The organism is Bordetella flabilis (assembly GCF_001676725.1).
GTDB classification, from domain to species: Bacteria; Pseudomonadota; Gammaproteobacteria; order Burkholderiales; family Burkholderiaceae_B; genus Bordetella_C; species Bordetella_C flabilis.
In genome coordinates, this window is record NZ_CP016172.1 from 1,153,924 (window position 1) to 1,179,120 (window position 25,197).

General features: G+C 67.3%; 17 protein-coding genes. 4 read left to right on the forward strand and 13 right to left on the reverse strand.

From position 1 onward, the window contains the following. Nucleotides 1-36: 36 nt before the first annotated feature. From BAU07_RS05030 to BAU07_RS05045, 4 genes are all read right to left on the reverse strand, one after another. Nucleotides 37-1,221: an MFS transporter gene (locus BAU07_RS05030; RefSeq protein WP_066654657.1), complete on the reverse strand. Its 1,185-nt coding sequence runs from the start codon at nt 1,219-1,221 to the stop codon at nt 37-39. A gap of 276 nt (nt 1,222-1,497) precedes the next feature. Then, nucleotides 1,498-2,490 (reverse strand): Bug family tripartite tricarboxylate transporter substrate binding protein, encoded by a 993-nt coding sequence (locus tag BAU07_RS05035; protein ID WP_066654659.1) that lies wholly within the window; start codon nt 2,488-2,490, stop codon nt 1,498-1,500. Between the two features lie 42 nt (nt 2,491-2,532). After that, on the reverse strand, nt 2,533-3,417 hold the full coding sequence (locus BAU07_RS05040; protein ID WP_066654661.1) for an amidohydrolase family protein: 885 nt from the start codon (nt 3,415-3,417) through the stop codon (nt 2,533-2,535). Nucleotides 3,418-3,506: 89 nt separating this feature from the next. Further along, the gene (locus BAU07_RS05045) at nt 3,507-4,463 is read right to left on the reverse strand and encodes a LysR family transcriptional regulator (protein WP_066654663.1); all 957 of its coding nucleotides are present in this window, start codon (nt 4,461-4,463) and stop codon (nt 3,507-3,509) included. Between the two features lie 183 nt (nt 4,464-4,646). On the opposite strand from BAU07_RS05045, the gene BAU07_RS05050 reads away from it, so the two are divergent. Beyond that, nucleotides 4,647-5,255: an SAM-dependent methyltransferase gene (locus BAU07_RS05050; protein WP_066654665.1), complete on the forward strand. Its 609-nt coding sequence runs from the start codon at nt 4,647-4,649 to the stop codon at nt 5,253-5,255. A gap of 72 nt (nt 5,256-5,327) precedes the next feature. Here BAU07_RS05050 and BAU07_RS05055 read toward each other — a convergent pair whose 3' ends face one another. Beyond that, nucleotides 5,328-6,305, reverse strand: coding sequence for a Bug family tripartite tricarboxylate transporter substrate binding protein (locus BAU07_RS05055; protein WP_066654667.1), 978 nt, complete (start codon nt 6,303-6,305; stop codon nt 5,328-5,330). 265 nt (nt 6,306-6,570) lie between these two features. On the opposite strand from BAU07_RS05055, the gene BAU07_RS05060 reads away from it, so the two are divergent. Next, nucleotides 6,571-7,134 carry a sugar O-acetyltransferase gene (locus BAU07_RS05060; protein WP_232338250.1) on the forward strand — a complete coding sequence of 188 codons (564 nt, stop codon included), beginning with the start codon at nt 6,571-6,573 and terminating at the stop codon, nt 7,132-7,134. Nucleotides 7,135-7,191: 57 nt separating this feature from the next. On the opposite strand, the gene chrA is transcribed toward BAU07_RS05060, so the two are convergent. From chrA to BAU07_RS05080, 4 genes are all read right to left on the reverse strand, one after another. Next, nucleotides 7,192-8,565: a chromate efflux transporter gene (gene chrA / locus BAU07_RS05065; protein ID WP_084025360.1), complete on the reverse strand. Its 1,374-nt coding sequence runs from the start codon at nt 8,563-8,565 to the stop codon at nt 7,192-7,194. Nucleotides 8,566-8,860: 295 nt separating this feature from the next. Further along, nucleotides 8,861-10,480, reverse strand: coding sequence for a chaperonin GroEL (gene groL / locus BAU07_RS05070; RefSeq protein ID WP_066654671.1), 1,620 nt, complete (start codon nt 10,478-10,480; stop codon nt 8,861-8,863). A gap of 36 nt (nt 10,481-10,516) precedes the next feature. Further along, nucleotides 10,517-10,834: a co-chaperone GroES gene (gene groES / locus BAU07_RS05075; RefSeq protein WP_066654672.1), complete on the reverse strand. Its 318-nt coding sequence runs from the start codon at nt 10,832-10,834 to the stop codon at nt 10,517-10,519. 174 nt (nt 10,835-11,008) lie between these two features. Further along, on the reverse strand, nt 11,009-11,650 hold the full coding sequence (locus BAU07_RS05080) for a diguanylate cyclase (RefSeq protein WP_066654674.1): 642 nt from the start codon (nt 11,648-11,650) through the stop codon (nt 11,009-11,011). Between the two features lie 334 nt (nt 11,651-11,984). Between BAU07_RS05080 and BAU07_RS05085 the strand changes: the two genes are divergently transcribed. After that, the gene (locus BAU07_RS05085) at nt 11,985-12,839 is read left to right on the forward strand and encodes a DUF2243 domain-containing protein (protein WP_066654677.1); all 855 of its coding nucleotides are present in this window, start codon (nt 11,985-11,987) and stop codon (nt 12,837-12,839) included. A gap of 229 nt (nt 12,840-13,068) precedes the next feature. Here the strand turns inward: BAU07_RS05085 and BAU07_RS05090 are convergent, their stop codons facing one another. The 3 genes from BAU07_RS05090 to sodC all read right to left on the reverse strand — a co-directional run bounded on the left by BAU07_RS05090 (nt 13,069) and on the right by sodC (nt 16,164). Continuing rightward, nucleotides 13,069-14,685: a methyl-accepting chemotaxis protein gene (locus BAU07_RS05090; RefSeq protein ID WP_066654679.1), complete on the reverse strand. Its 1,617-nt coding sequence runs from the start codon at nt 14,683-14,685 to the stop codon at nt 13,069-13,071. Nucleotides 14,686-14,858: 173 nt separating this feature from the next. After that, on the reverse strand, nt 14,859-15,458 hold the full coding sequence (locus BAU07_RS05095; RefSeq protein ID WP_066664866.1) for a hemerythrin domain-containing protein: 600 nt from the start codon (nt 15,456-15,458) through the stop codon (nt 14,859-14,861). A 163-nt stretch (nt 15,459-15,621) separates the two neighbouring features. Further along, entirely contained in the window at nt 15,622-16,164 is a 543-nt protein-coding gene (gene sodC, locus BAU07_RS05100) for a superoxide dismutase family protein (RefSeq protein WP_066654681.1), read from the reverse strand. Between the two features lie 216 nt (nt 16,165-16,380). Here sodC and BAU07_RS05105 point away from each other — a divergent pair, with 216 nt between their 5' ends. After that, nucleotides 16,381-17,307 carry a dihydrodipicolinate synthase family protein gene (locus BAU07_RS05105; protein WP_066654683.1) on the forward strand — a complete coding sequence of 309 codons (927 nt, stop codon included), beginning with the start codon at nt 16,381-16,383 and terminating at the stop codon, nt 17,305-17,307. A gap of 75 nt (nt 17,308-17,382) precedes the next feature. Here the strand turns inward: BAU07_RS05105 and BAU07_RS05110 are convergent, their stop codons facing one another. Further along, nucleotides 17,383-25,107: a retention module-containing protein gene (locus tag BAU07_RS05110; RefSeq protein WP_084025362.1), complete on the reverse strand. Its 7,725-nt coding sequence runs from the start codon at nt 25,105-25,107 to the stop codon at nt 17,383-17,385. Nucleotides 25,108-25,197 lie beyond the last annotated feature (90 nt).

A 25,197-nucleotide genomic window follows, 5' to 3' on the forward strand; every position in this document is an offset into this window, starting at 1 on the left:
GCGGTGCCGCAGCCGGGCAGGAAAGCGAAGTTCGACTCAGGTCGGCGCTGATTCGGCGCGTTTCTCCCGGCCCGTTATTCCGACGATGATGAGCAGCGCGCTGGCGATGGTGAAGCCCAGGCACACTGCTGCAATCGGCATAAGGCCCAGCGTCAGGTAATCCGCCACGCCCTGGGTCGCCACGGCCGCGAGGCAGAAGGCCATGAACATCATCAAGCCCGCGGCGCGGCCGGCGAGACGGCCCGGGACATCGAGGGCGCGCGTCATCGTGGCCGGCCCGCGCAGGCCCAGGGCGCCGCAAAATATCGACCAGCCCGCGATCAGGCCGGCCAGGGACCTAATGTCCAGCCATGCCAGCGCCAGGAAGCCGGCCGCGGCCACGACCTGCAGCGCGACACCGGCCATGATGATGCGATCCACGCCATACCGGTCCGCGCAGAATCCGCTGGAGGCCGCCATGAGTACGAAGGCGGAGACGCCGAACGCCTGCAAGAGCGCGAACGTTGCCGGGCCCGCGCCCAGCCAGACCGCGACCACTTGCGGCGCACTCGCCACGAAGGATATGAGCGCGCCGAAGCAAAGCGCGTGGCCCAGCGCATAGCCGGCGTAGGCCCGATGGGCAAGCAACTCGACGTAGCCGCCGCGGGTGGGCGGCGCGGCCGCGCGCTGGTGGGGCGGTATTGCGCGCCAGGCCCACGGCCACACCACCACGAGCGCCGCCAGTACGATCCAGAAGCTGAATCTCCAGTCCGACCGCGTCAGCAACAGCGCTCCCGCGATCGGCGCGAGGGCGGGAACCATGCTTTCCGCGATGCCGAGCCACGATAGGGCCCTGACGGCTCGCGTGCCGTGGAACGCGCTTCGGAGGACGGTGGGAACGACCACCATCGCCGCCCCGACGCCCAGCCCCTGGACGGCCCTGGCAACGATCAGCGCGGTCATTCCTGGCGCGAGCGCGCATGCCAAGCCGCCGAGCGCCTGGAGCAGCATGCCCGCGGCCAGCACGGCGCGGTGGCCGAACCGGTCCGAAGCGGCGCCCCAGAGCAATTGCGATATGGCAAGGCTGGCCGTGAAGGCGGTAAGCGTGGCCTGGGCAGAGGCGATGGTGCCGTTCAGCGCGGATGGCAGCCCGGGCAGGGCGGGCAGATAGAGGTCGGTCGCCAGCAGGCCGACGGCCGTCAAGCCCACCAGGGGCAGTGCGGTCCGGAGGGTAGTCCACATGAAGCGGCAGGTTCGGTGTGATGCGCGTGATGGGAACGATACGGCGAACACCGATTATGCGGCATGCCGACCTTGCCACCGGCTTCAGCTACCTGCCAATAGCAGTGGCCGGTCAATATGCTGACTGCCGCCTCTGCACGTCGCGGTCCGGACTGCAGCGCAGGGACGCGCAAGCCATCCGCGTACAGGCCGCGGTGTGCGCCATGGCTTGCCGACCGCGCAATGCCGCTGTCGGCAAGCCATGGCCGCGTCACGCAAAACGCGGGCGCGGCCCGTTCAATCCGCCGTGATGCCCGCCGACTTGATCACGCCCGACCACTTGTCCGATTCGGCCTGAAGGAAGTCTCCGAAAGCCTGCGGCGATTCCGGCTTGGTGCGCACGCCCATGCCTTCCAGGATTTTCTGCGCGTCCGGGTTCGTCAGCGCCTTGTTGATCTCGCTGTTCAAGCGGTCGACGATTTCCTGCGGCGTGCCCTTGGGCGCCATGAATCCCCACCACACCGTCGCTTCGAAGTCGGGGTAGCCGGCTTCGGCCGCCGACGGCACATCGGGCAGCAGGGGCAACCGCTCCTTGCTGCCGACCACGATGGCGCGCAGGCGGCCCGACTTGAGTTGCGGCATGGCCTGCAGCGGATCGAGCAGCATGAAGTTCACGCGGCCCGCCGTCAGGTCCACCAACGCGGGGGCGCCACCCTTGTAGGGCACATGCAGCATGCCGACCTTGGCGACCGACTTCAGCAGTTCCGAACCCAGGTGCGCCGAGCTGCCCGGCCCGGCCGACGCATAGCTGATCCGGGATGGATCGCCCCTGGCCACGTCGATGATGTCCTTCAGCGACTTGGCCGGGGAATTCTCCGGCACCACCATGATCAGCGGCGCGGAGCCCACGTAGGCGACCGGCGCCAGCGATTTCAGTTCGGAGAAAGTCCGCTTGGGATACAGCCAGGCGTTGGTGGCCAGCCCGTTGGCGCCCAGCAGGATGGTGTAGCCGTCCGGCGCAGCCTTGGCGGCCGCTTCGTTGCCCACGCTGCCGTTGGCGCCGGACCGATTCTCGACCACGATGGCCTGCTTCATCTGCTCGCCCAGGTGCTGTGCGACCAGGCGGCCCAGGATATCGACCGCGCCGCCGGGCGGGAACGGCACGACCATGCGGATCGGCTTGTCGGGATAGTTGGCCTGCGCCTGCGCCGCGCCCAGGGGCATCAGCGTCGTGGCGGCCAGGGCGGCGGCCAGCAGCCAGGTGGGCGTGCGGAATCGTGCGGCTTTCATGTCGGTCTCTCTTCGTTCTGGTGATTGAGGGGGCGGCTGGTGTCAGCGGGCATCATCGAAGGCGGATTCCGGCCAGCGCAGCGCCTGCGCCGCCGCCTTGCCCATGACCCATGCCCGGCTGTCGTCGTCGAGGAAATCCAGCGCGACGCGGAAATGGTCCACGCATTCCTGGTAGGTGCAGGGCAGGCGCGTGTAGTCGGAGCCCCACATGGTCCGCTGCGGACCGAAGGCGTCGAAGATGCGCTTGAGGAAAGGCGTCAGGTTGGCAAAGGGATAGGGCTCGTTGCTGTAGCAAGGGGCGGCAGACGCCTTCACGTGCACATTCGGATGGCGAGCCAGCGCCAGCAGTTCGTCCAGGTCCGCGAAGGCGGCTTCGTCGCGCAGATTGCTGCGGCGGGCCATGTGGTCGAGGATCAGCGTCAAGCCCGGGTGGCGTTGCGCCAGGCCGGGGATTTTATCGACATGGCCCGGCACGAACACCATCAACGGAATGCCGTGCCGCTCGCAGTCGGCCCAGAACCAGTCCATGGCCCCCTGCTCCAGCCAGCCGCTCCACCTGGGCTTGTGAAAGGTCAGGCGTATGCCCAGCATATTGGGCTGGTCCAGCCATCGTTCCAACCGTTCGCGGGCGTCCGGCGCTTCGGGGTTGAAGCGGCCCATGATGGCCAGGCGGGCGGGATGGCGGGCAGCGGCTTCCAGCGCCGTCAGGTTGTTGTCGCCGACCGGCGAGGGCGGAACGATGATGGCGCGCTGCACGCCGGCCGCGTCCATGGTGGCCAGGAATTCCTCCGCGCCCAGCGGTTCTTCGCGGTGCGGCCGGGCGCCGTCCACGGCGACGAAGACTTTGCGCTCCACTTCCTCCGGGGGCCAGGGCCGGTCCGGCCGGTGGGCTTCCCACAAGTGGACCTGTGTATCCGTGATGAGCACGTCCTGTCTCCCGTCTCGTCGATCGTATGTAAAAGTAACAACCGAGAACTATACGGAGGAGTGAGACAGAACGGAACGGCATTACTGATCTAGCTGCTATTCCCGGAATGAATATCCCGCGCGGGCATCGACCTGCCGCGTGCCGCGCGCGCCAGCGCCTTCGGCACGAAGGCGGCGATCAGCGCGGCGGTCTCGCGGCCCAGGGCGGTGGCGGGTCGCTCGGCCGACGTCGCCAGCGCGAGCAGGCTCGTCATGCGCGGCGACACGATGCGGCGCGCGGTCAACTTGGCCGCGTCGGCGCCTATGAGCAAGGCGTTCTGCGTAACGATGGCGCGGCCATAGCCCTGCATGACCAGGTCGACGATCGCCCCGACGGCGTCGATCTCCAGCGCGACTGAAATCTTCTTGCCGAGGTTGGCCAGTCGTGTCTCGACCAGCATGCGCAGCGGGTGCGGCCGGCTCGGGATGATCAGCGGGATGTCGGCCAGCGCCTTGACCGGTATCGACGGCCCGCTGGCGCTGCGCCGCGTGCCGCGCTGTTCGACGAGGAACAGCGGGTCCTCGCGCAGCGGCACGAATTCCAGGCCGGGCGAGGGGATGGGATCGTGCAGCACGGCCACGTCGATGCGCCCGGACAGCAGCCATTCGTGCAGATGGACGGTCAAGCCTTCCGTAATGGATAGCGTGGCCCGTGGAAAGGCCTGCTTGAACTCGGCAACGAAGGGTGCGGTGATAAGGCGGCCGATGGAATGCGGCAGGCCGACCACCACGCGGCCCACTGGCGAACCACGCGCGTCTTCGACTTCCTGGCGCGCGCGGTCGAACTGCAGCAGGATGCCGCGCCCGTGCGCCAGCAGGCGCTTGCCCGCCTCGGTCGGGCTGACACCGCGGCCGTTGCGGTAAAGCAATGTCTGGCGCAGCTCGATTTCCAGGCGCCGCACCTGGCGGCTGAGCGCGGGCTGCGCGACGTCCAGGATGGCTGCGGCCTTGGTGAAGCTGCCCAGTTCGGCGACGTGGACGAAGTATTCGAGCTGGCGTAGGTCCATGCGTTTCTCCGGCGCGCCGCCGTGCGGGCGGCGGGCAAGGGCGACGATACAACATGCCGCGCGTGGGCCCGACGCCATGGGTATGCAGCGTGCTACGGTCCGCCGCGCCCGTGCCCAGGGCCCCGGCTTCGATCGCGTGCCGGCGCATCCGCCTGGTCCTTACCGTCCGAAGGAGATCCGCCGATGAAATTCGACCAAAGTTATTTCGACGAGATCTTTGCCAGGGAAGCCGATCCCTGGGGACTGGAACGCCACTTCTACGAAGCCCGCAAGCGAGCCGTGGTGCTGGCCGCCTTGCCGTCGGCCCGCTATGGAAGGGCGTTCGAGCCGGCGTGCGCAACGGGTGTCCTGACGCAGGCGCTGGCCGCTCGTTGCGATGAATTGCTGGCGGCGGATGTCAGCGAGGACGCCGTAACGCGTGCGGCGCAACGGCTGCGCGGGTCGACGAACGTTGCCGTGCGTCGCCTGCAGGTACCGGCGCAATGGCCCGAGGGGCGTTTCGACCTGATGGTGTTCAGCGAGTTCCTCTACTACTTGTCCGCCGAGGACCGCGCGCAACTGGCGCTGCGGGCCAGGGAAACGAGCACGGAAGGGGGAACCCTGGTCGGGTGTCATTGGAAGCGAAGGATCGACCCTGCGATTCCACTGGGTGACGCGCTGCACGAAGAACTGGCCACGGCCCTGGGCTGGCCCTGCCTGGTCCGCCACGAGGAAGAGGATTTCGTGGTCCATGTGTGGAGCCGGGACGGGCGGTCGGTGGCGCGGCGCGAAGGCATCGTGGCGGGCGGCTAGTCGCGGTCCATCCGCGGGGCCGCCCGGACGCGCGGCGGCCCCGCGGGACGGCCGCGGCCCTTGCCGTGCTGGCTACTCAACCCTGATGCCGGCGGCCTGGATCAGCTTGCGCCATTTCTCGATTTCGGCCTTCTGGAAAACGGCGAGCTGCTGCGAGTTCATGCCGCTGCCATCGATGGCCATGTCGTCGAACTTCTTCTTGACGTCGGGCTCCTTGAGGATCTTCATGATCTCGGTGCTGAGCCGCTCCACGATGGGCTTGGGTGTGCCCGCCGGGGCGAAGACCGCCTGCCAGGAAACGACCTCATAGTCTTTCAGGCCGAGCTCCTGCAGGGTCGGCACGTCCGGCAGATGCGGGTCGCGCTTGGCCGAGGTCACGGCCAGGGCGCGCAGTTTGCCCGACTGGATCAGGGGCAGGGCCGGCGGGATGTTGTCGAAGGCCATCGACAGCTGGTTGCCCAGCAAGGCCTGCAGCAGCGGCGCGCTACCCTTGAACGGGACGTGCATGATGTCGACCTTGGCCGTGACCTTGAAGAGTTCGCCGGACAGGTTCTGCGACGTGCCGTTGCCGGAAGACCCGTAGCTCAGCGCGCCCGGCTTGGCCTTGGCCGCGGCCAGCACGTCCGCGACGCTGCGCAAGGGGCTGTCGGCGTTGACCAGCAGCGCGTTGCCCAGCTTGCCGGTCAGCGCTACCGGGACGAAGTCCTTCTGTGCGTCGTACGGCATGTTCTTGTACAGGCTGCCGTTGATGGAGTGCGAACTGATGGTGCCTCCCACCAGGGTATAGCCGTCGGGCTTGGCCTTGGCGACGTAATCCGACCCGATGTTGCCCCCGGCGCCCGGGCGGTTTTCAACGACGACGGTGGTGCCCAGCGCGGGGCCCAGCTTGCTGGCGACCAGGCGGCCGATGATGTCCGTGGCGCCGCCGGGTGCGAAGGGAACGACGTAGGTAATGGGCTTGCCGGCAGGCCATGCGTCATCGGCATGGGCGGCGCCGGCTGCGCCGAATGCGCAGGCGGCGGACAGGGCAAGTCGGATGGCAACGTGCATGGTGTCTCCTCGGTCGTTGTTGGACGCGTTATGGGTCGTGCCGCATATCGAGGCAGGGCCGTGCATGCCATGGTGGCGGGGCGTTGCCTCCACATGCGCGCCGCGCGTGGCGCCCCGTGGTGCGTGGGCCGCCGCGGCCGCGACGCCATAGCATATACGGTGGCAGCGTGGATTGGGCCGCGCCCTATACTGGTTCGCATCAGGGTAAACGCGGGTTGAACGCGGTTAAACGCGGAAGGAGTGCGCGATGCGAACGAGTGGACCCATGGACGATGGCCGCACGCAGCGGCAAAGGATGGAAGCAGGCGACCTGTACATCGCGGACGACCCGGAATTGCAGGCGGCATCGCGGCGGGCGCATCGCCTGGCTCATCAGTACGAAGCGCGCTACGTCGAGGATCGCGAGGCCGCCCGCGCCATCCTGGTCGAACTGCTGGGCGGGCTCGGCGCGGATGCGCATGTGAAGCCGCCGATCTACGTGGACTACGGGCGCTACATCACGATCGGCGAGGGAACCTTCATCAACTACGGGCTGGTCGCCCTCGATGTGGCGGCGATCACGATAGGCCGCGACGTGCAGATCGGGCCGAATGTGCAGCTGCTGACCCCCACGCATCCGGTGGATCCGGAGCTGCGCCGCGCCAAGTACGAGGCCGCCGAGCCCATCGTCATCGAGGACAATGTGTGGCTGGGCGGCGGGGCCATCGTGCTGCCCGGCGTCACGGTGGGGCGCAACAGCGTCGTGGGCGCGGGCGCGGTGGTGACGCGCAGTATTCCGCCGAACTCGGTGGCGGTGGGCAATCCGGCGCGCGTGATCCGGACCCTGTGACGCAGGCGGCAGGATGCTCCGCGCGAGCCGTCCGGCGACCGCGCCGGCCCCCCGCCATCAACGAAGCAGGGTGGCCGCCAGGCCCAGCACGGCGCAGGCCGCGATGACCTGGATCACGCCGCGCTTGTAGCGGAACAGCGCAATGGCGGCGCCCACGGCCAGCAGGGCGGAAAAGACGTCGAAGCGTCCGTGCAGGCCCTGCGGCCACAGCACGTGGTAGCCGAAGAAGACCGCCAGGTTCAGGATCACGCCGACGACTGCCGCCGTGATGGCGGTGAGCGGGCCGGTGAAGGCCATTTCTTCCTTGGTGGCTTCCACCAGCGGTCCGCCGGCCAGGATGAAGGCGAAGGACGGCAGGAAGGTGAACCAGGTGACGATGAGCGCGCCCAACGCGCCGGCCAGGAATAGCGCATCGGGGCCGAGCAACGCCTGCGCATGGCCGCTGACATAGCCGACGAAGGCGACCACCATGATCAATGGTCCCGGCGTGGTTTCGCCGAGGGCCAGGCCATCGACCATCTGGATCGGCGTCAGCCAGCCGTAGTTGGCCACCACGGCCTGCTGGATATAGGGCAGCAGCGCGTACGCGCCGCCGAAGCTGACCAGGGCCGCCTTGGTGAAAAACCAGGCCATCTGGGTGTAGGCGCCCGTCCAGCCGTAGAGCGCGGCGAGTATGGCCATGGGAATGGCCCACAGCGCCAGCGCGACCACGCAGATCTTCGCGAGTCCCGACCAGCGGAAGCGGGCGTGCGCCGGCGTGGGAGTATCGTCGTCGATGATGGCGCGGCCGTAGCGCCGTGCCGCGGCATGCGGGGCGCCGCCCGCCGAGAAGCGCGCCGGCCAGCGCCTGCTGCCCAGGTAGCCCACCAGCGCCGCGCCCGCCACGATAAGCGGGAAGGGAACATTCAGCGCGAAGATGGCGACGAAGGCCACGGCGGCGATGGTCCACAGCGTACCGTTCTTCAGCGCCCGCGAACCGATGCGGTGCGCGGCGTGGACCACGATCGCGGTGACGGCGGGCTTGATGCCGTAGAAGATGCCGGCGACGACCGGCAAGTGGCCGAACGCCATGTAGATCCAGGACAGCGTCACCAGGATGAACAGCGATGGCAGCACGAACAAGCCGCCGGCCACGATGCCGCCGGCGCTGCGGTGCATCAGCCAGCCGATATAGGTGGCGAGTTGCTGCGCCTCGGGGCCGGGCAGCACCATGCAATAGTTCAGCGCGTGCAGGAAGCGCCGCTCGCTGATCCAGCGCCTGCGCTCCACCAGTTCGGTATGCATGATGGCGATCTGGCCCGCGGGTCCGCCGAAGCTGATGAATCCCAGCTTGAGCCAGAACCAAAAGGCCTCGCGCAAACTGATCGGCGCCGGCGCGGCATCTGCCGGCGTGTCGGGCGTGGGTATATCGGCGGCGGGCGAGGCAGTCATGGGATGGGTCTTGACGCAAGTGCAGCAGGGGCTCGGGGGCGGATAGCGCGGGCAGTCTTCGGGCCGGCGCGTTGGCGGTGCGGGCCGTCTCCAAAAATGGAGGCGATCCGCGGTGTGGCGACGGCGCGCGCGCGACGTGCGCGATTGTCGCACCGTAGCGCGTCGGATTTCTGTCACCCGGCACCCGTGCGGTAAAAAAAAAACCGCGTGGCCCTCGGCGGCCACGCGGCAGTCCGCATCGTGTCGGCGCAGCCCATCGCGAGCGATGGGCGAAGCCGTGCTCAGCGCATCATGCTCAGTAGTCCATTTCGGGCGCGGGCGCGGGGGCCTTGTCTTCCTTGGGAAGTTCGGCAACGGTCGCGTCCGTGGTCAGGATCAGGCCGGCGATCGAAGCGGCGTTCTGCAAGGCCGTGCGGGTGACCTTGGTCGGGTCGACCACGCCGAACTGCAGCAGGTCGCCGTATTCGCCGGTCGCGGCGTTGTAGCCGAAGTTGCCGGTGCCTTCCAGGACCTTGGAGATCACCACGGAGGGTTCTTCGCCGGCATTGGCGACGATGGCGCGCAGCGGCGCTTCGAGCGCGCGCAGCACGATCTTGATGCCGGCTTCCTGGTCCGCGTTGGCGCCCTTGAGCTCGCCGATGGCCGTGCGCGCGCGCAGCAGGGCGATGCCGCCGCCCGGGACGATGCCCTCTTCGACGGCCGCCCGCGTGGCGTGCAACGCATCGTCGACACGGTCCTTCTTCTCCTTCATCTCGACTTCGGTCGCGGCGCCCACCTTGATCACGGCCACCCCGCCGGCCAGCTTGGCGACGCGCTCCTGCAGCTTCTCGCGGTCGTAGTCGCTGGTGGCCTGTTCGATCTGCGCCTGGATGGACTTCACCCGGGCATCGATGCGGGACTGTTCGCCCGCGCCGCCGATGATGATGGTGTTCTCCTTCTGCACCTCGACCCGCTTGGCGCTGCCCAGGTCTTCCAGCGTGGCTTTTTCAAGCTGTTTGCCGGTTTCCTCGGAAATCACCGTCGCGCCCGTGAGGATGGCGATGTCCTCCAGCATGGCCTTGCGGCGGTCGCCGAAGCCCGGCGCCTTGACCGCGGCCACTTTCAGCACGCCGCGCATCGAGTTGACCACCAGCGTGGCCAGGGCTTCGCCCTCCACGTCCTCGGCCACGATGAGCAGCGGCTTGCCGGCCTTGGCCGACGCTTCCAGGACAGGCAGCAGGTCGCGCACGTTGGAGATCTTCTTGTCGTGCAGCAGCACCAGCGGATCGTCCAGTGTGGCGACCTGCTTTTCCGGGTCATTGATGAAGTAGGGGCTGAGGTAGCCGCGGTCGAACTGCATGCCCTCGACCACGTCCAGCTCGTTGTCCAGCGACTTGCCGTCCTCGACCGTGATGACGCCTTCCTTGCCGACCTTTTCCATGGCGTCGGCAATGATCTTGCCGATGGCTTCATCGGCATTGGCCGATAGCGCGGCGACCTGGGCGATTTCCTTGCTGGTGGAGATGGGCCTGGACTGCTTGCGCAGGGCTTCGACGACGGTCGTGACGGCCTGGTCGATGCCACGCTTCAGGTCCATGGGGTTCATGCCGGAGGCCACGTATTTCATGCCTTCCTGCACGATGGCCTGCGCCAGCACGGTGGCCGTGGTGGTGCCGTCGCCGGCCACATCGGCGGTCTTGGAGGCGACCTGCTTGACGATCTGCGCTCCCATGTTCTCGAACTTGTCCTTCAGCTCGATTTCCTTGGCCACCGACACGCCGTCCTTGGTGATGGTGGGGGCGCCGAAACTGCGTTCCAGCAGGACGTTGCGGCCCTTGGGACCCAGCGTCACCTTGACGGCATCGGCCAGGATGTTGACGCCTTTGACCACGCGGGCACGGGCGGTGTCATGGAATTTGACGTCTTTCGCGCTCATGTTCTTGCTCCGGATGCGTAATGACGAGTGGCGGGATCAGGCGGCTTTCTTCAGTTCGCCGGTGCCGGCATCGAAGACGGCGAACACGTCTTCTTCGCGCATGACCAGCAGTTCTTCGCCATCCACCTTGACGGTCTGTCCGGCGTATTTGCCGAACAGGATGCGGTCGCCCACTTTCAGTTGCAGGGGGCGCACCGTGCCGTCCTGCAGCACCTTGCCGTTGCCGACGGCGATGACTTCGCCTTGTTCGGGTTTTTCAGCGGCGGAGTCCGGGATCACGATGCCGGAGGGCGTCTTGCGCTCTTCTTCGACGCGCTTGACGATGACCCGGTCGTGAAGGGGACGAATCTTCATGATTGATCTCCTGATCGATGACAAATGACAGCTCACCCAAGAGGGAATCCGGCGGCGCCCGCCGCGCAGCCGTCGCGGCGGATCGTCACGCCATCACGCAGCCCGTCCGGCTGCGGTCATGATGTATGGATCGGGAAAAGAATCTTCAAGACCGGTTGTGAGCGCGAGTTTGTATCAGTTTGATTCAGGAAGGATGAGGTGATCCACCCGACCCAGCCGATACACCGTCCGGCCGGTGCGCCCGGCCACGCAGGGCTGCGGTGGCACGGGGCAGGGCAGGCTGCGTCCGCCCGCCGGGTCAACGGTACTGTCCTCATCGTCCAGTTCCGCCCAGACGCCGCCCTTGCGCGGGCGGAACATCCAGCGGATATAGCCGCGGTTGGCCGCCATGCGCAGCATGTCTTCGCGGTCGGGCGCGTGCGCGACCACCGTTTCCTCGTTTTGCGCGTCCGGGTAGTCTCCGAAGGCGCGGCGGCAGGCCAGCGCTTCGCTGGCGGGCGCGCCCAGGCGCCACCATGGCGGCCGGGTCTCGCGTTCCACATCCCAGGCGCCGAGCTGCCAGGCCGCGTCCAGCATGGCCTGGTCCAGGGTCGCGACCGTATCCCAGTCCTCGTCGATCTGCACGGCCGAGCCCGGGACGGCATGCGGGGGCAGATCGACCCCCGGCACCCGCACCGCGGTTTCGCGGCGAAAGCCGTGCCAGTGCAGCATCAGCAGCACCGGCGTGTGCGCGCGGGCAGGCGCGGTGACCGTGACGGCGTACAAAGGCAGGCGCATCGCGCCATGGTGGGACTGGATGGTTTCGAGCAGCTCCATGGGGCCTCCTGAAATGCTTGGTGCAACCGTCCGCGTCGGCATCGGCATCGTCGGCGGAACGGCGGTGGCGTTTTGCGGCGGCGCGGATGCCGCGTGGCGTACGCCGAAAAATGTAGGCATTCCGGGGCGACACGGCAATAGGCGCCTGTCCCGGTTGCCCGGCGGCGGACCGGAGCGGTTTTGCAAACCGCATGCCGGCGCGCGCCCGTCCGGTAGCCGCCAATCCGCGGGCCCGGAACGTGCTGCCGGCCCGCTTTGACGCGCGGGCGCGCAGGGCGGCGCAAGAGGCCCTTGGCGTACCGCGGGAATGTCTCCATACCGGGACGAGGACCGTATGAACGCGACGCAGTCGACCTTCCGCGCGGAAACCCGATATTCCGCTTCCTACACCTGGGCAGGCTATGCCTTGGGATTCGCCATGAGCGGCTTCTTCGACGGCATTCTGCTGCACCAGATCCTGCAATGGCATCACCTGCTGTCCGGCGTGCAGTCGGCGCGCTTCGGGGATCTGCGCGTGCAGATCATGGCCGACGGCCTGTTCCACGCCGCCATGTACCTGGTCGCGGCAGCGGGCCTTTACATGCTTTACCGTGCGCGCGCCGACCTGTCGCTGCCGCGCGGCGGGCGGCGCCTGATGGCGAACTTCTGGATCGGCTTCGGCGTGTGGCATGTGCTGGATGCGGTGCTGTCGCACTGGGTCACGCGGATTCATCGCATCCGCATGGATGTGTCGAACCCGCTGGCCTGGGATCTGGCCTGGCTCTTTTTGTTCGGCGTGATCCCGCTGCTGGCGGGATGGCGTCTGCGGCGCCGCCGCGGTGGGCGCGGGCACGGCCACACCGGCATGGCGCTGGGCCTGGCCGGCGCCTGCCTGCTCGCGGGGGCATTGAGCCTGCTGCCCGTACGCCAGGCCGGCAACACGGTCACGGTGGTGGTGCGTCCCGGCGCCAGTGGCGCCGATGTGCTGCGGGCGCTGGACGGCACGGGTGCGCGCGTCGTCTGGACCGATCGGGCGGGCGCCGTCTGGGTCTTGTCCGGGGACGGCGAAATCGACACCTGGCGCTTTTATCGCCACGGCGCGCTTTATGTCGCCACCGGCGGCGGGCCTGCCGGCTGCGCGGCCTGGATTGTCCCGGGTCCGGGTGCCAGTCCCTCTGCCATCCGCTCCGCCTCCCCGACCGAAACCTGACAGGGCAGGGCCGCCTGCATCGCGGCACGCCCGCGCCGGTGTCGTCGCATCAGGAGACGAGGGGCGCCAGGATCGAACGGAAGGGGTTTCGACGGTTGTCGGGCGCCACTGCTTCAGTCGTCAGGACCGGGCAGGCCCGGGCAGGAGCCCTGAGGCCCGGACAGGACCCGCCAGACCCCCTGAAGCCGGGACAGGACCCGCCAGGCCCGCGCAGGACAGGCTGATTGGATCAGGCATGCGCCAGCGCCGCCCGGGTCTGCGCGGGTCGCGCCTGCGCCGCGGCGTCGGCGGGTGCCAGCGTAAAAAGGCGCACCGCTTCGTCCAGCACGGCTGCGCGTTCCGACAACCGCGCCGCGGTGGCGGCGGCCTGCTCGACCAGCGCGGCGTTCTGCTGGGTCGCCCCGTCCAGTTGGCTCACCGCCTGATTGACCTGCAGGATGCCATTGGCCTGGTTGCCGCTGGCGTCGGCGACCTCGTGTATGACTTCGGCCACGCGATGTACCGCTGCGTCGATGGTGGCCATTTGCCGGGTGGTGCGCTCCACCAGTTCCGTTCCCGCGGCGATCTGCGCCACGCTGGTCTGCACCACCTCCTTGATCTCGCGGGCCGAGGCCGCGCAGCGCTGCGCCAGGTTGCGGACCTCGCTGGCGACCACCGCGAAGGAGCGGCCGACCTCGCCGGCGCGAGCCGCTTCCACCGCCGCATTCAGCGCCAGGATGTTGGTCTGGAAGGCAATGCCGTCGATGACGCCGGTAATGTCCGCGATGCGCTGCGATGCGCCGGTAATACCGAGCATGGTGTCTTCCACCTGGTTGGCGATGCGGCCTCCGTCGGCCGCGGCGGCCTGCGCCTGCTTCACCAGGTCCAGCGCGCGCACCGTGGCGTCGGCGTTGCCTTGCACGGATCGCGTCAGTTCGTCCATGGTGGCCGCCGTCTGTTGCAGCGAGCTCGCCTGCTCTTCGGTGCGCTGCGACAGGTCCAGGTTGCCGCTGGACATTTCGCGCGATGCGTCGATGACGCCGCGGATCTGCCCGCGCACATCCAGCACGATGGCGGTGAGGTTGGCCTGCAGTTGGCGCAGGGCACGGACGGCTTCGCCCATGTCGTCATTGCCGCCCTCCGGCGGCTCGGCGGTCAGGTCCCCGGCCGCCATGCGTCCGGCGAATTCGGACATCGTGCGTACGGGTGCGCCCACCTGGCGCGCCAGCAGCGCCCATCCCAGGGCGCTGACGCCGGCTGCCACGCCACCCGCGATCCAGAAGGGCGGGGGCGCAATCCCTCCGTAGGCGGCACAGCCGGCCAGCGCCAGCGCGCCCAGCGTGACCGCGTAGCCGGTGCCGATACGCGCCGCCAGCGGCATGCGAGCAAGTTTCTGGAACACGCCGCCGATGCCGGTGCGTACCAGCATGCCTTCCTGCAGGCGCCATCCCCGCAGATTGCCCTCGCGCATCCGGGCATACAGTTCGCCGGCTTCCTCCACCTCTTCGCGGCTGGGCCGCACCCGCACGCTCAGGTAGCCCACTGTCGTGCCGTGTTCGATCACCGGCGTGACATTGGCACGCACCCAGTAGTGGTCGCCGTTCTTGCGGCGGTTCTTGACCATCGCCGTCCAGGTGCGGCCGGCGCGGATGGTCTGCCACATATCGGCGAAGGCTTCGCGCGGCATGTCGGGATGGCGGATGGTGTTGTGCGGCTGCCCGACCAGTTCATCCTTGCTGAAGCCCGACACTTCGATAAAGGCAGGATTGCAATAGGCGATATTGCCGGACAGGTCCGTCGCGGACACCAGCATCTCCGCGTCGGAAAACACATACTCGGTCTGCGTGACCGGCTGATTGATACGCATGCCTTCCCCCGGCAAGCGTCCACCGCCGCCGGTCCTGTAAACATCGGAAATGTGATGTTACTAGAAGACAATGCATGGGCACGGCGACGGGAAACTGAGTGGCCGAAACGCAACAAGGGTGCCGCGCCGCCAATAGCGCTCGCGATGCGCGGCGCCGTGCTCTGCCGTGGCGGCTAGCGCGGCCGCAGCGCACAGCCCATTGCCAGGACGGCGATAGCGCCCAGCGCGAAGGTGGCGAAGGGCATGCCGCGCGCCATGTCACGGGCGATTTGCGGCGCGCGCGGGCCGGCCAGCTGGAAGCGCCGCCGGGTCATTTCGCGGCCTAGCGCCTGCAGCCGCTCTTCGGAGAAAAGGCGTTCCGCCTCCGGCAGCATGACGGTTTCCTCGTCGGCAACGTGGTGGATGACATCGCGCATCAGCGCCATCAGGGTTTCGTCGTAGCGCGGGTCCTGGGGGCGCATGCCGCGCAGTTCACCGATCAGCCGCCGCATCTCCATATGTTCGGGCACGCTCTTGCGGATCACATCGTTGTCCGCGACGGCTCGCATGGCGGGGTAGAAGATTTCCTCTTCCAGGGTGGCGTGGATCTCCAGCGCCGTACAGATCATGCCCACCAGCCCCGCCTTGCGCGACGACGGAAGGTCCGCGCGATAACGGTGGAAGGTGGTCAGGACATGGGTGTGGTCGAGCCGGATCATGCTGGTGGCGCGGGGCAGCAGCCGCTGGTACAGCGGCTGGCGGGCGTCATGCGGGTGGGCGGCGCCGCCCGGCATGTCGGCGTGCATCTCGGTATTGTCCATGGCGTTTCTCGCTGATCGTCGTTGGCGAACGGGTCGGAGCCCGGCGCGGGCGTCGCGCAAGCGACGTTCCCATCCTGGCCGGATCCGCGCCGGGCCTGTCCCTTGACGCGCCAACGACGCGCGCCCCGCAAAGCCGTCAGGGCACCACGCCGCAGGCTACCCGTCCGCCTCCGCCGCCCAGGGCGGCAGGGTGGTCGCTGTGGTTATCCCCGCCGGCATGGACCATCAATGCACGGCCGTGCACGTCGTCCAGCTTGAGCCGCGGCGCGAGGACGGGGTTGGCCGCGTTGCCTTGCGCGTCCACGTACAGCGCGGGCAGGTCGCCGCGGTGTCCGTCGCCCCAGGGCGTGCCGTGTTTTTTGCTGCCGTCCGGATCGTAGTGCCCGCCCGCCGCGCCGGCGGCTACGGCCTTGCCGTTCTGCTCCTTGGGGCCGCAGTCGCCGTGCTCGTGAATGTGGAAACCATGCAGGCCCGGCGGCAGGCCCTTCAGGTCGGGCGTAAGCACGAGCCCGTATTTATTGTCCGACAGGGACACCGTACCGATGCGCGCTCCGGGGCCTTGCTCGGTGGCGAGGAACATGGGCACGGCGACGTCGGCCAGGGCCGTCGTGCTGAGGGCGGCCGTGCTTGCGGCCATGGCGGCAAGCGCCAGTGTCAGACCTTGCGTGGATTTCTTCATTGCACCTCCTTCTGGAAAGCCGGCGCGGTATGCGCCAGCCCGTGCCGGCGCCGCCGGCGAGCCGGGCCTACCCGGGGACTATACTTTTTGGCGGCCATGCCGGTGTCCTCCATTGTGGTTAGTTTCGTGGCGGACGCGGCCCTCTAACCGCTGGGCAAGCTGGCTACGCGGCGCGGACGCGCCATTCCTGACTTCATTTGTCCATGTCGGAGCACCATGCCTACCTCAGATGCGCCACGGTACCGCGGTATTTTCCCCGTCGTGCCCACCCCTTTCACCGAGTCCGGCGAACTGGATCTGGAAAGCCAGAAACGTTGTGTCGATTTCATGATCGACGCCGGTTCGGACGGCCTGTGCATCCTGGCCAATTTTTCCGAGCAGTTCCTGTTGACGGACGACGAACGCGAAGTGCTGACGCGCACGGTCCTGGAGCACGTGGGCGGACGGGTGCCGGTCATCGTCACGACGACGCACTTCAGCACGACCGCCTGTATCGCGCGCAGCCGCCAGGCCCAGGAGATGGGCGCCGCGATGGTGATGGTGATGCCGCCTTACCATGGCGCCACGTTCCGCGTGCCGGAGACGCAGATCTTCGAGTTCTATCAGCGCCTATCCGATGCGCTGCGCATTCCCATCATGATCCAGGACGCTCCCGCCAGCGGTACGGTGCTGGCCGCGTCCCTGCTGGCGCGCATGGCGCGCGAGATCGAGCAGGTTTCGTACTTCAAGATCGAGACCGCCGGCGCGGCCGCCAAGCTGCGTGAGCTGATCCGCCTGGGCGGGCAGGCGGTGGAAGGTCCGTGGGACGGCGAGGAGGCCATTACGCTGCTGCCGGACCTGGACGCGGGCGCGACAGGCTCGATGACCGGAGGCGCCTATCCCGACGGTATCCGGCCGATCATCGAGGCGCATCGCCGGGGCGACCACGAAGAGGCTTTCCGGCTGTATCAGCGGTGGCTGCCGCTCATCAATTACGAGAACCGGCAGGCCGGCTTCCTGGCCGCCAAGGCGCTGATGAAGGAGGGCGGCATCATCGCCTGCGATGCGCCCCGGCACCCCTGGCCTTCCTTGCATCCGCAGACCCGCGAGGGATTGATGGCAACCGCTCGCCGGCTGGATCCCCTGGTATTGCGCTGGCGTTGACGCGCGGGAAGACGGCACGCGCGGCCGCGCGCCCGCCCCGGCGCGCGGTGCTTCGCAGCGGCGCGCCGGGGCTCTTCAAACCTGGCCTTCGCACAGCAGGTTGCCCTTGAGCATCAGGTCCTTGATGATGGCGGCATCGTGCAACATGCCGTTGTTCGTCAGGTCCACGTTTTCCAGAGTGATCTTCTGGTCGAAGCCGTTGTTGGGCCCGGTGCCCGCCGTATTGACCTGGATGGCCGTGCCGTTGCCTTCTTTGGTGAAGTGCAGATAGCGCGTCAGGTCACCCTCGGCCGGATCGTCCAGCAGGTCGCGCAGATCCAGCACGTCGCCACCGCGCGAGACCGCATCGGTGGAGAAATTGCGGATCGTGTCCAGCGCCGGTGCTTCGCGAGTGCCCTGGTCTCCTTGTTCCCAACGGAAGCTGTCGCCGCCCTTGCCGCCGAGCAGCAGATCGTGATCCCTGCCGCCGATCAGCACATCGCCCTCATCGCCGGCGATGAGTGTGTCGTTCCCGGCGCCGCCATGCAGGAAATTCCGGCCCGCTTCGCCGTGCAGGTGGTCATTGCCGCCCTGTCCATAGATGGAGTCGTCACCGTTGCCGCCACGGATGCTGTCGTTGCCGCCATGCGTGTCGTCACGGACGTTCAGCGTGTCCGTATGCTGCTTGATGTAGTCGTACAGCTCCTCGGCGGTGGGGCTATGCCCGGTAGCCGCGGCCAGGTAGCCGGCAAGTGCGTCCATGCCCTGGCCGTCGTGCGTGCCGGACTGATGTCCCGCCCAGGACAAGGCGTCGGTGTTGGGTGTGTCGCCGAAGATAAGATCCGCCCCGTCACCACCCACGATGGTGTCGTCGCCGGGCGCCAGCCGCTCGGTTTTTATCAGGCCGCGGTTCAGCGCTGCTTCCAGGTCGGCGGCTTTATGCACGTTCAGGGTTTCCCCCGCCGGTCCGGTGATCGTCGTAACGTCGACCCGCGATAGCCCGGAAACGGCAATCGTCGCGGCGTGTCCGTCGGGCGTACGGTCGTGCAGCTCGAACATCAGCCGGTACTCGCCGGCCTCCGTGACGGAAGGGGTGCGGACGGCATTGACATTGCTGCCCCGGTATATGCCATGCTCGGGATGGACTTCCTCCCAGCCGTTCGCCGTCGCGCGCTGAAGCACCCATGTATAGCCGTCCTCGCCGCGCGGCTGGAATTTCACCATGAAGATAAGCGCCGACCCGCTATCCAGGTGCACCGACGGTGTATGGGCGACGGCGGGCTCCGGCCGTTCGCCGTGCCGCGGATCTGGATCGGCGAGTTCGAAAGGATCCCATATCTGCGTCTGGCGGTAGGCCCGGGCGGATTCGGGGCCACGTTCCGGGGTATTGCCCATGAGTCGGAAGAAGGGTTCGCTGCTGGGCGGAACCCCCACGCCTATGGTCCGCACGGCGCTGATTTCCTTCAGGGGTTCGCACGCCTTGAGCGTGTCGGCCAGGACCCGTTCGTCGTCCGCGATGTCCGGGCGCAGGCCGTTCGTCCTGCTCGGCATGCCGTCACTGAGGAAGTAGGTCACGTTCTCGTACTGGTTCCCCGCCGGATCGATGGCGCGTTGTTCCTTGAACCAGGCGACCGCCATGGCCAGGGCCGATTCGTAGTTCGTTTCGCCGTGGTCGGCGGATATCTTGCCGATCTCGGCGATAAGTTCCTTGACGTTGGACGCGCTCAGGCCCGAGATGGATTTGATGGTATGCGCGGTCTGGCCAAAGCCGATCAGTGTCAGGTTCACGGCGCCATCCGCATACTTCTCCAGGTTATTGACCAGGTTGACCAGGGCCGCCTTGAGCAGCGAGATTTTCTCCTGCCCTGGCGCCGGTTTCTGGCTGCTGTCCAGGCCGGCGGCCATGCTGTCGGACAGGTCGACGATCAAGGCGATGTTGTAGCTCTTGCCCGGAATGACGGTGGTTTGCGCACCTCCCTTGTCGCCGACGATGACGTCGTCGCCCGAGCCGCCGCTCAGGGGCACCGTACCGCCCTGGCCGCCGCCGCCGCTGCCTTCGTTGCCGCCGACCACCAGGTTATGGGTGGCCATGCCGAAGCTGTACCCGGCAGAGGTATCGCGCCCCCCTTGATCCGTGCCGCCGGTGTCGCGCACCGCGAAACCGAAGGACGTGTCCTTGCCGTCGGTGGCCGGTGTGTAGGCCAGCTTGCCGGCCGCGATGTCGGCCGCCCGGATGACCTGGCCCTGCGTCACGGCCTGGCCGTTCAGCGCCAGGCCGCCGCTGTCCGGCGTGCGGGTGACGACGACGCTTTGCAGGCTGTCGTGCTCGCCATGGCTGTCGCTGAAGGCGAACTCGTTGATCCCGAAGGTATGGGATTGGCCCAGGCGCACGGTGGCCGCGTTGTCCGCGGAGCTCGGCGCATCGTTGGTGCCAGCGATGTTCACCGTCACGGTGTGCGTCGTCGTGCCATCCTGCGAGGTCACCGTGAAGGTGCGCGGGCCCAGCGTGTCGTTGCCGGACAGGGCCTGCACCGCCGGATGGTCGTTGTCCAGCGTGTAGGTCCAGTTGCCGTTGGCGTCCACGGTGAAGGTGCCGTAGCCGTCCTGCACGGTCTGCGGTTTGAAGAAGGCTTGACCCTGGTCGGCATCGGTGATGTCCAGCTTGCCTTGCGCGCTGGGCCGGGCGTCCTCGATGACCAGGCCGCGATCGCCGCCGCTGGCATGCGGCTTGATGACCGGGATGTCATTGGTGCCGGTGATGTTCACCGTGATGGTCTGCGTCGCCGTGCCGCCATGGCCGTCGTCGGTCTTGATCGTGAAGACATCCTGAACCTCCTGGCCGGCCGCCAGGGCCTGCGTGGCCGGGGTGTCGACCGCATAGGTCCACTTGCCGGTGGCGTCCACCGCCAGGTAACCGTAGGTGCCTTTCGGATTGCCATCCACCGTCCAGGTGTGGCCGTCGCGGATGTCGACGTCCGCCACGCTGAGCTGCCCCGTCACCTTGGAGGCGCCATCCTCGGCGGTGGCGCCGGTGCTGACGCCGCTGATCGTCGGGATGTCGTTGGTACCGACGATGGTGACCGTCACTTCATGCCGCGCGCTGCCGTCGACCGACGATACGGTGAACTTCTCGACCAGCGTCTCGCCCTTGCTCAGCTGCTGCACGAGCGGATCGCTGTTGTTCAGGTCGTAGGTCCAGTTTCCGTTGGCGTCGATGGTGAACGTGCCGTGCTGGCCGGGGGTGTTCGGCTGCGCCACGAGCTGGGACTGGCCGGGGTCCGGATCCTGCACGTCCAGCCTGCCGCCGGTCGTGTAGGCGACGTCCTCCACCACCTGGCCCGTGTCGCTGTCCGGGCTGTGCGGCGTGATGGTGGCGCCATCCTCCGTGCCGTTGATGGCGATGGTGATGGTGCTGGTGGCGGTGCCGTCCTGGCTGGTGATGGTGTAGGTTTCGATGATGCGTTCGCCGGCCTTCAGGCCCTGCAGGCTGGGATGACCGTTCTCGACGTTGTAGGTATAGGAGCCGTCCGCGCTGAACACCAGTGTGCCCAGCGGCAGATTGCCATTGCCCGTGCTGCCGTTGAAGCGCGCCTCGGGCTGGAAAGCGCTTTGGCCCGCATCGTGGTCGGCGATGGTGAGCCGGCCCCTGGCGCTGAGCATGCCTGTGGCCTCGTCCACGCCGAAGTCCTCGGTCAGGTCTACGGTGCCGCTGCTCAGCACAGGCACGTCGTTGGTGCCAACGATAGTCACCGTCACCGCATGCTGCGCGCTGCCGTCGGTCGACGAAACCGTGAACTTCTCCGTCAGGGTCCGGCCCGCCCCCAGGGCTTGCACCGCCGGGTCGCTATTGGCCAGCGTGTACGTCCAGTTGCCGCTTTCGTCGATGGAGAAGCTGCCATGGTTGCCCGCGTGCAGGGTCTGCGCCACGAATCCGTTCTGGCCCGCATCGGCATCGTGGATGTCGAGCTTGCCGCCGGTCGTGTCCTGCACGTCCTCGGTGACCATGCCGTGGTCGCTGGCGCTGCCCGGTATCCGCGGATCGCCGGGATCGTGCGGGGCGATGGCCGCGCCGTCGTCCGTGCCGTGGAGGGTAATGGTGATGGTGCCGGTCTTCGTGCCGTCCAGGCTGGTGACCGTATAGGTTTCGATGATGCTTTCGCCGGCCTTCAGCGCCTGCACCGCCGCGTTGGTATTGTCCACCGTGTAGGTGTAGGAACCGTCGGGGTTGAACACCAGCGTGCCCAGCGGCGCATTGCCATTGCCGGTGCTGCCGTCGAAGCGCGCGTGCGGCTGGAACCGGCTTTCGCCTTCGTCCCGGTCGGCGATGGTGAGCTGGCCGTGGGTCGTCAACCGACCGTCGGCGACATCATGGTCTTCGGTGACGGCGCTGGCGCCGCTGCCGATTCCAGGGATGTCGTTGCTGCCCTTGATCGTCACCGTTACGGTGTGCAGGGCGGTACCGTCCAGCGATGACACGGTGAACCGCTCGATCATCGTTTGCCCGGCGCCCAGCGCCTGCACGGCCGGATCGTCGTTGTTCAACAGGTAATACCAACTGCCGTTCTCGGCGATGGAGAATGCGCCGTACAGGCCGGCTACCTTGTCCTGGGCGGCGAACCTGTCTTCGCCCGCGTCGACGTCCCTGACCTGCAGCGTGCCGCTGGTCCTGATGGTTTCGTCTTCCACCACCACGCCGTGGTCGTTCGCGCCGCCACGGCCGAAGGGATGGCGCATATAACGGACCGTAATGTCGGCAGGGTCGTTCGCGCCATTGATGGCGATGGTGATGGTGCTGGCAGCGGTGCCGTCCAGGCTGGTGACGGTGTAGGTTTCGAGGATGCGCTCGCCGGCCTTCAATGCCTGGATCTCGGGCCTGGCGTTATCGACGGTGTAGGTATAGGAGCCGTCGGGGTTGAACACCAGCGTGCCCAGCGGCGCGTTGCCGTTGCCGGTGCTGCCGTCGAAGCGTGCTTGAGGCTGGAAGCTGTCCTGCCCGGCGTCCTGGTCGGCGATGGTGAGCTGGCCCTTGGCGGTGAGCAGGCCCGTGGTCTCTTCCACGTCCAGGTCTTCGGTGATTTCCGACGTGCCGGTGCTCAATTGCGGCACGTCGTTGGTGCCGTGGATGACGATGGTGATCGTGCTGGTGGCTGTGCCGTCCAGGCTGGTGACGGTGTAGGTTTCGACGACGCGCTCGCCGGCCTTCAGGGACTGGATTTCGGGTTTGGCGTTATCGATGGTGTAGGTGTAGGCGCCGTCGGCATTGAACGCCAGCACGCCCAGGGGCGCGTTGCTGTTGCCGGTGCTGCCGTCGAACCGTGCGTGGGGCTGGAAGCTGCCCTGACCGGCATCCGCATCGGCGATGGTGAGCTGGCCCTTGACGGTGATCAGGCCGGTAGATTCGTCTACGTTCAGGTCTTCGGTGATTTCAGACGTGCCGCTGCTCAATTGCGGCACGTCGTTGGCGCCGTGGATGACGATGGTAATGGTGCTGGTGGCGGTGCCGTCCAGGCTGGTAACGGTGTAGGTTTCGACGATGCGCTCGCCCGCCTTCAGTGCCTGGACGGCGGGATGCGCGTTACTCACGCTGTAGGTGTAGGAACCGTCGGTATTGAAAACCAGCGCGCCCAAGGCCAGGTTGCCGTTGCCCGTGCTGCCCTCGAAGCGCGCCTCCGGCTGGAAGCTGCTTTGCCCGGCATCCTGGTCGGTAATGGAGAGGCGGCCGGTGGTTGTCAGCAGGCCGGTGGCCTCGTCCACGCCCAAGTCTTCGGTCAGCTCCGACGTGCCGCTGCTCAACCGGGGCGTGTCGCGGGCGCCGTGGATGATGATGGTGATCGTGCTGGTGGTCGTACCGTCCAGGCTCGTGACGCTGTAGCTTTCGACGATGCGTTCGCCGGCATCCAAGGCCTGGATCGCTGGATGGGCATTGTCGACGCTGTAGGTGTACGAGCCATCGCTGCGCAGGACCAGCGTGCCCAGCGGAGTATTGCCATTGCCGGTGCTGCCGTCGAAGTGCGCTTGCGGGCGGACGCGGCTTTGGCCCGTATCCGCATCGACGATGGTCAGCTGGCCCTGGGCCCTGAGCAGGCCCGTGCTTGCATCCATGTCCAGGTCTTCCGTCAGTTCGGCCGTGCCGCTGCTCAATTGCGGCAGATCGTTGGTGCCGTGGATGACGATGCCGATCGTGCTGCTTGCCGTGCCGTCCCCGCTGGCGACGGTGTAGGTCTCGACGATGCGCTCGCCGGCATTCAAGGCCTGGATCGCGGGATTGGCGTTATCGATGGCGTAGGTATAGGACCCGTCGGCGTTGAAGACCAGTGCGCCCAGCGGCGCGTTGCCGTTGCCCGTACTGCCGTCGAACCGCGCGTGCGGCCGGAAGCTGTCCTGGCCGGCATCCTGGTCGGCGATGGTGAGCTGGCCCGTGGCGGTGAGCAGGCCGGTGGCTTCGTCCACGTCCTGGTCTTCGGTGAGTTCGGCCGTGCCGCTGCTCAGGTGGGGCACGTCGTTCGTGCCGTTGATGACGATGGTGATCGTCCCCGTGGCCGTGCCGTCCACGCTGGTGACGGAGTAGGTCTCGACGATGCGTTCGCCGGCCTTCAGGGCCTGGATTTCGGGCGTGGCGTTATCGACGCTGTAGATGTACGAACCGTCGGCGTTGAACACCAGGGTTCCAAGGGGCGCGTTGCCATTGGCGGTGCTGCCGTCGAAGCGCGCGTCCACCTGGAAGCGGCCTTGGCCCGCATCCGCGTCGGCGATGATGAGCTGGCCCCTGGCGGTGAGCAGGCCGCTGGCCGCGTCCACGTCCAGGTCTTCGGTCAGCTCCGCGGTGCCGCTGCGCAATACAGGCACATCGTTCGTGCCCTTGATGACCACGGTGATGGTGCTGGTGGCGCTGCCGTCCTGGCTGGTGACGATGTAGGTTTCGACGATGCGTTCGCCCGCATTCAAGGCCTGGACCGTGGGATGCGCGTTGTCGACGCTGTAGGTGTACGAGCCATCGGCATTGAACACGAGTATGCCCAGCGGCATGTCGCCGTTGCCCGTGCCGCCCTCGAAGCGCGCGTCCGGCCGGAAACTGCTTTGGCCGGCGTCCTCGTCCACGATGCCCAATCGACCGCCGGAGACCAGCAGCCCGGTGGATGCGTCGACGTCCACGTCCTCGGTCAATTCGGCCGTTCCGCCGGTCAAGCGCGGTATATGGTTTTCCGCCATGGATGCCTCGCGCTTTGGCGGGACCTCCAGTGCGCCTTGCCCGACCACCGCATGATGCGCGACCGTGGTCTTTTCGGCACCTGCGTCGGTGGCCTCGAGCTCCTTGCCGGCGCGCGGCGGCATGGACGCAGCGGATCTGGATTCGAGGGACCCGTGAACGTCCGGGTGCACCGCCCGAAGGGATCCGAGCAGCAGGGGATTGCCTGCGGTTTCCACGATGCGGCCGACGCGCACGAAGCTGTTGCCGCCGTCATTGTCCCCGCTCGCGATCACGCGCGCGCGCTGTTCATCATCGGCTAGGGCCTGCTGCACATGCGCGATCGGCGTGCGATCGGGCCATTCGTCTTCGACCGGCGCCGCGACGGCCGTGGATGGCGCCTGCTCGTTCCGGCCGGCCTGGTGGGCGTCGGTGGCGGGTTGGGGATCGCCGCCGATCAGCACCGGCATGCCGCCTTCCATCCGCACGGCGACGGAGGCGCCCGGCGCAGTGAACATCTCGGCGCCCGGGGGAATACGGCTGCCTGCTTGAAGCATCGACAGGGAGCCGTCGGGATTGCGTATCCAGGCTTGGCCAGTGACGTTCATCACAACCGCAGGAGTGGCAAAAGCCATGTCCAATCTCCAAATTGAAAAATGGGTAATCCTAGAAGCAGGTATCGCGCGTTCACAGAGCGCTTGATCTGATTTTTCGTGCGCGGATGA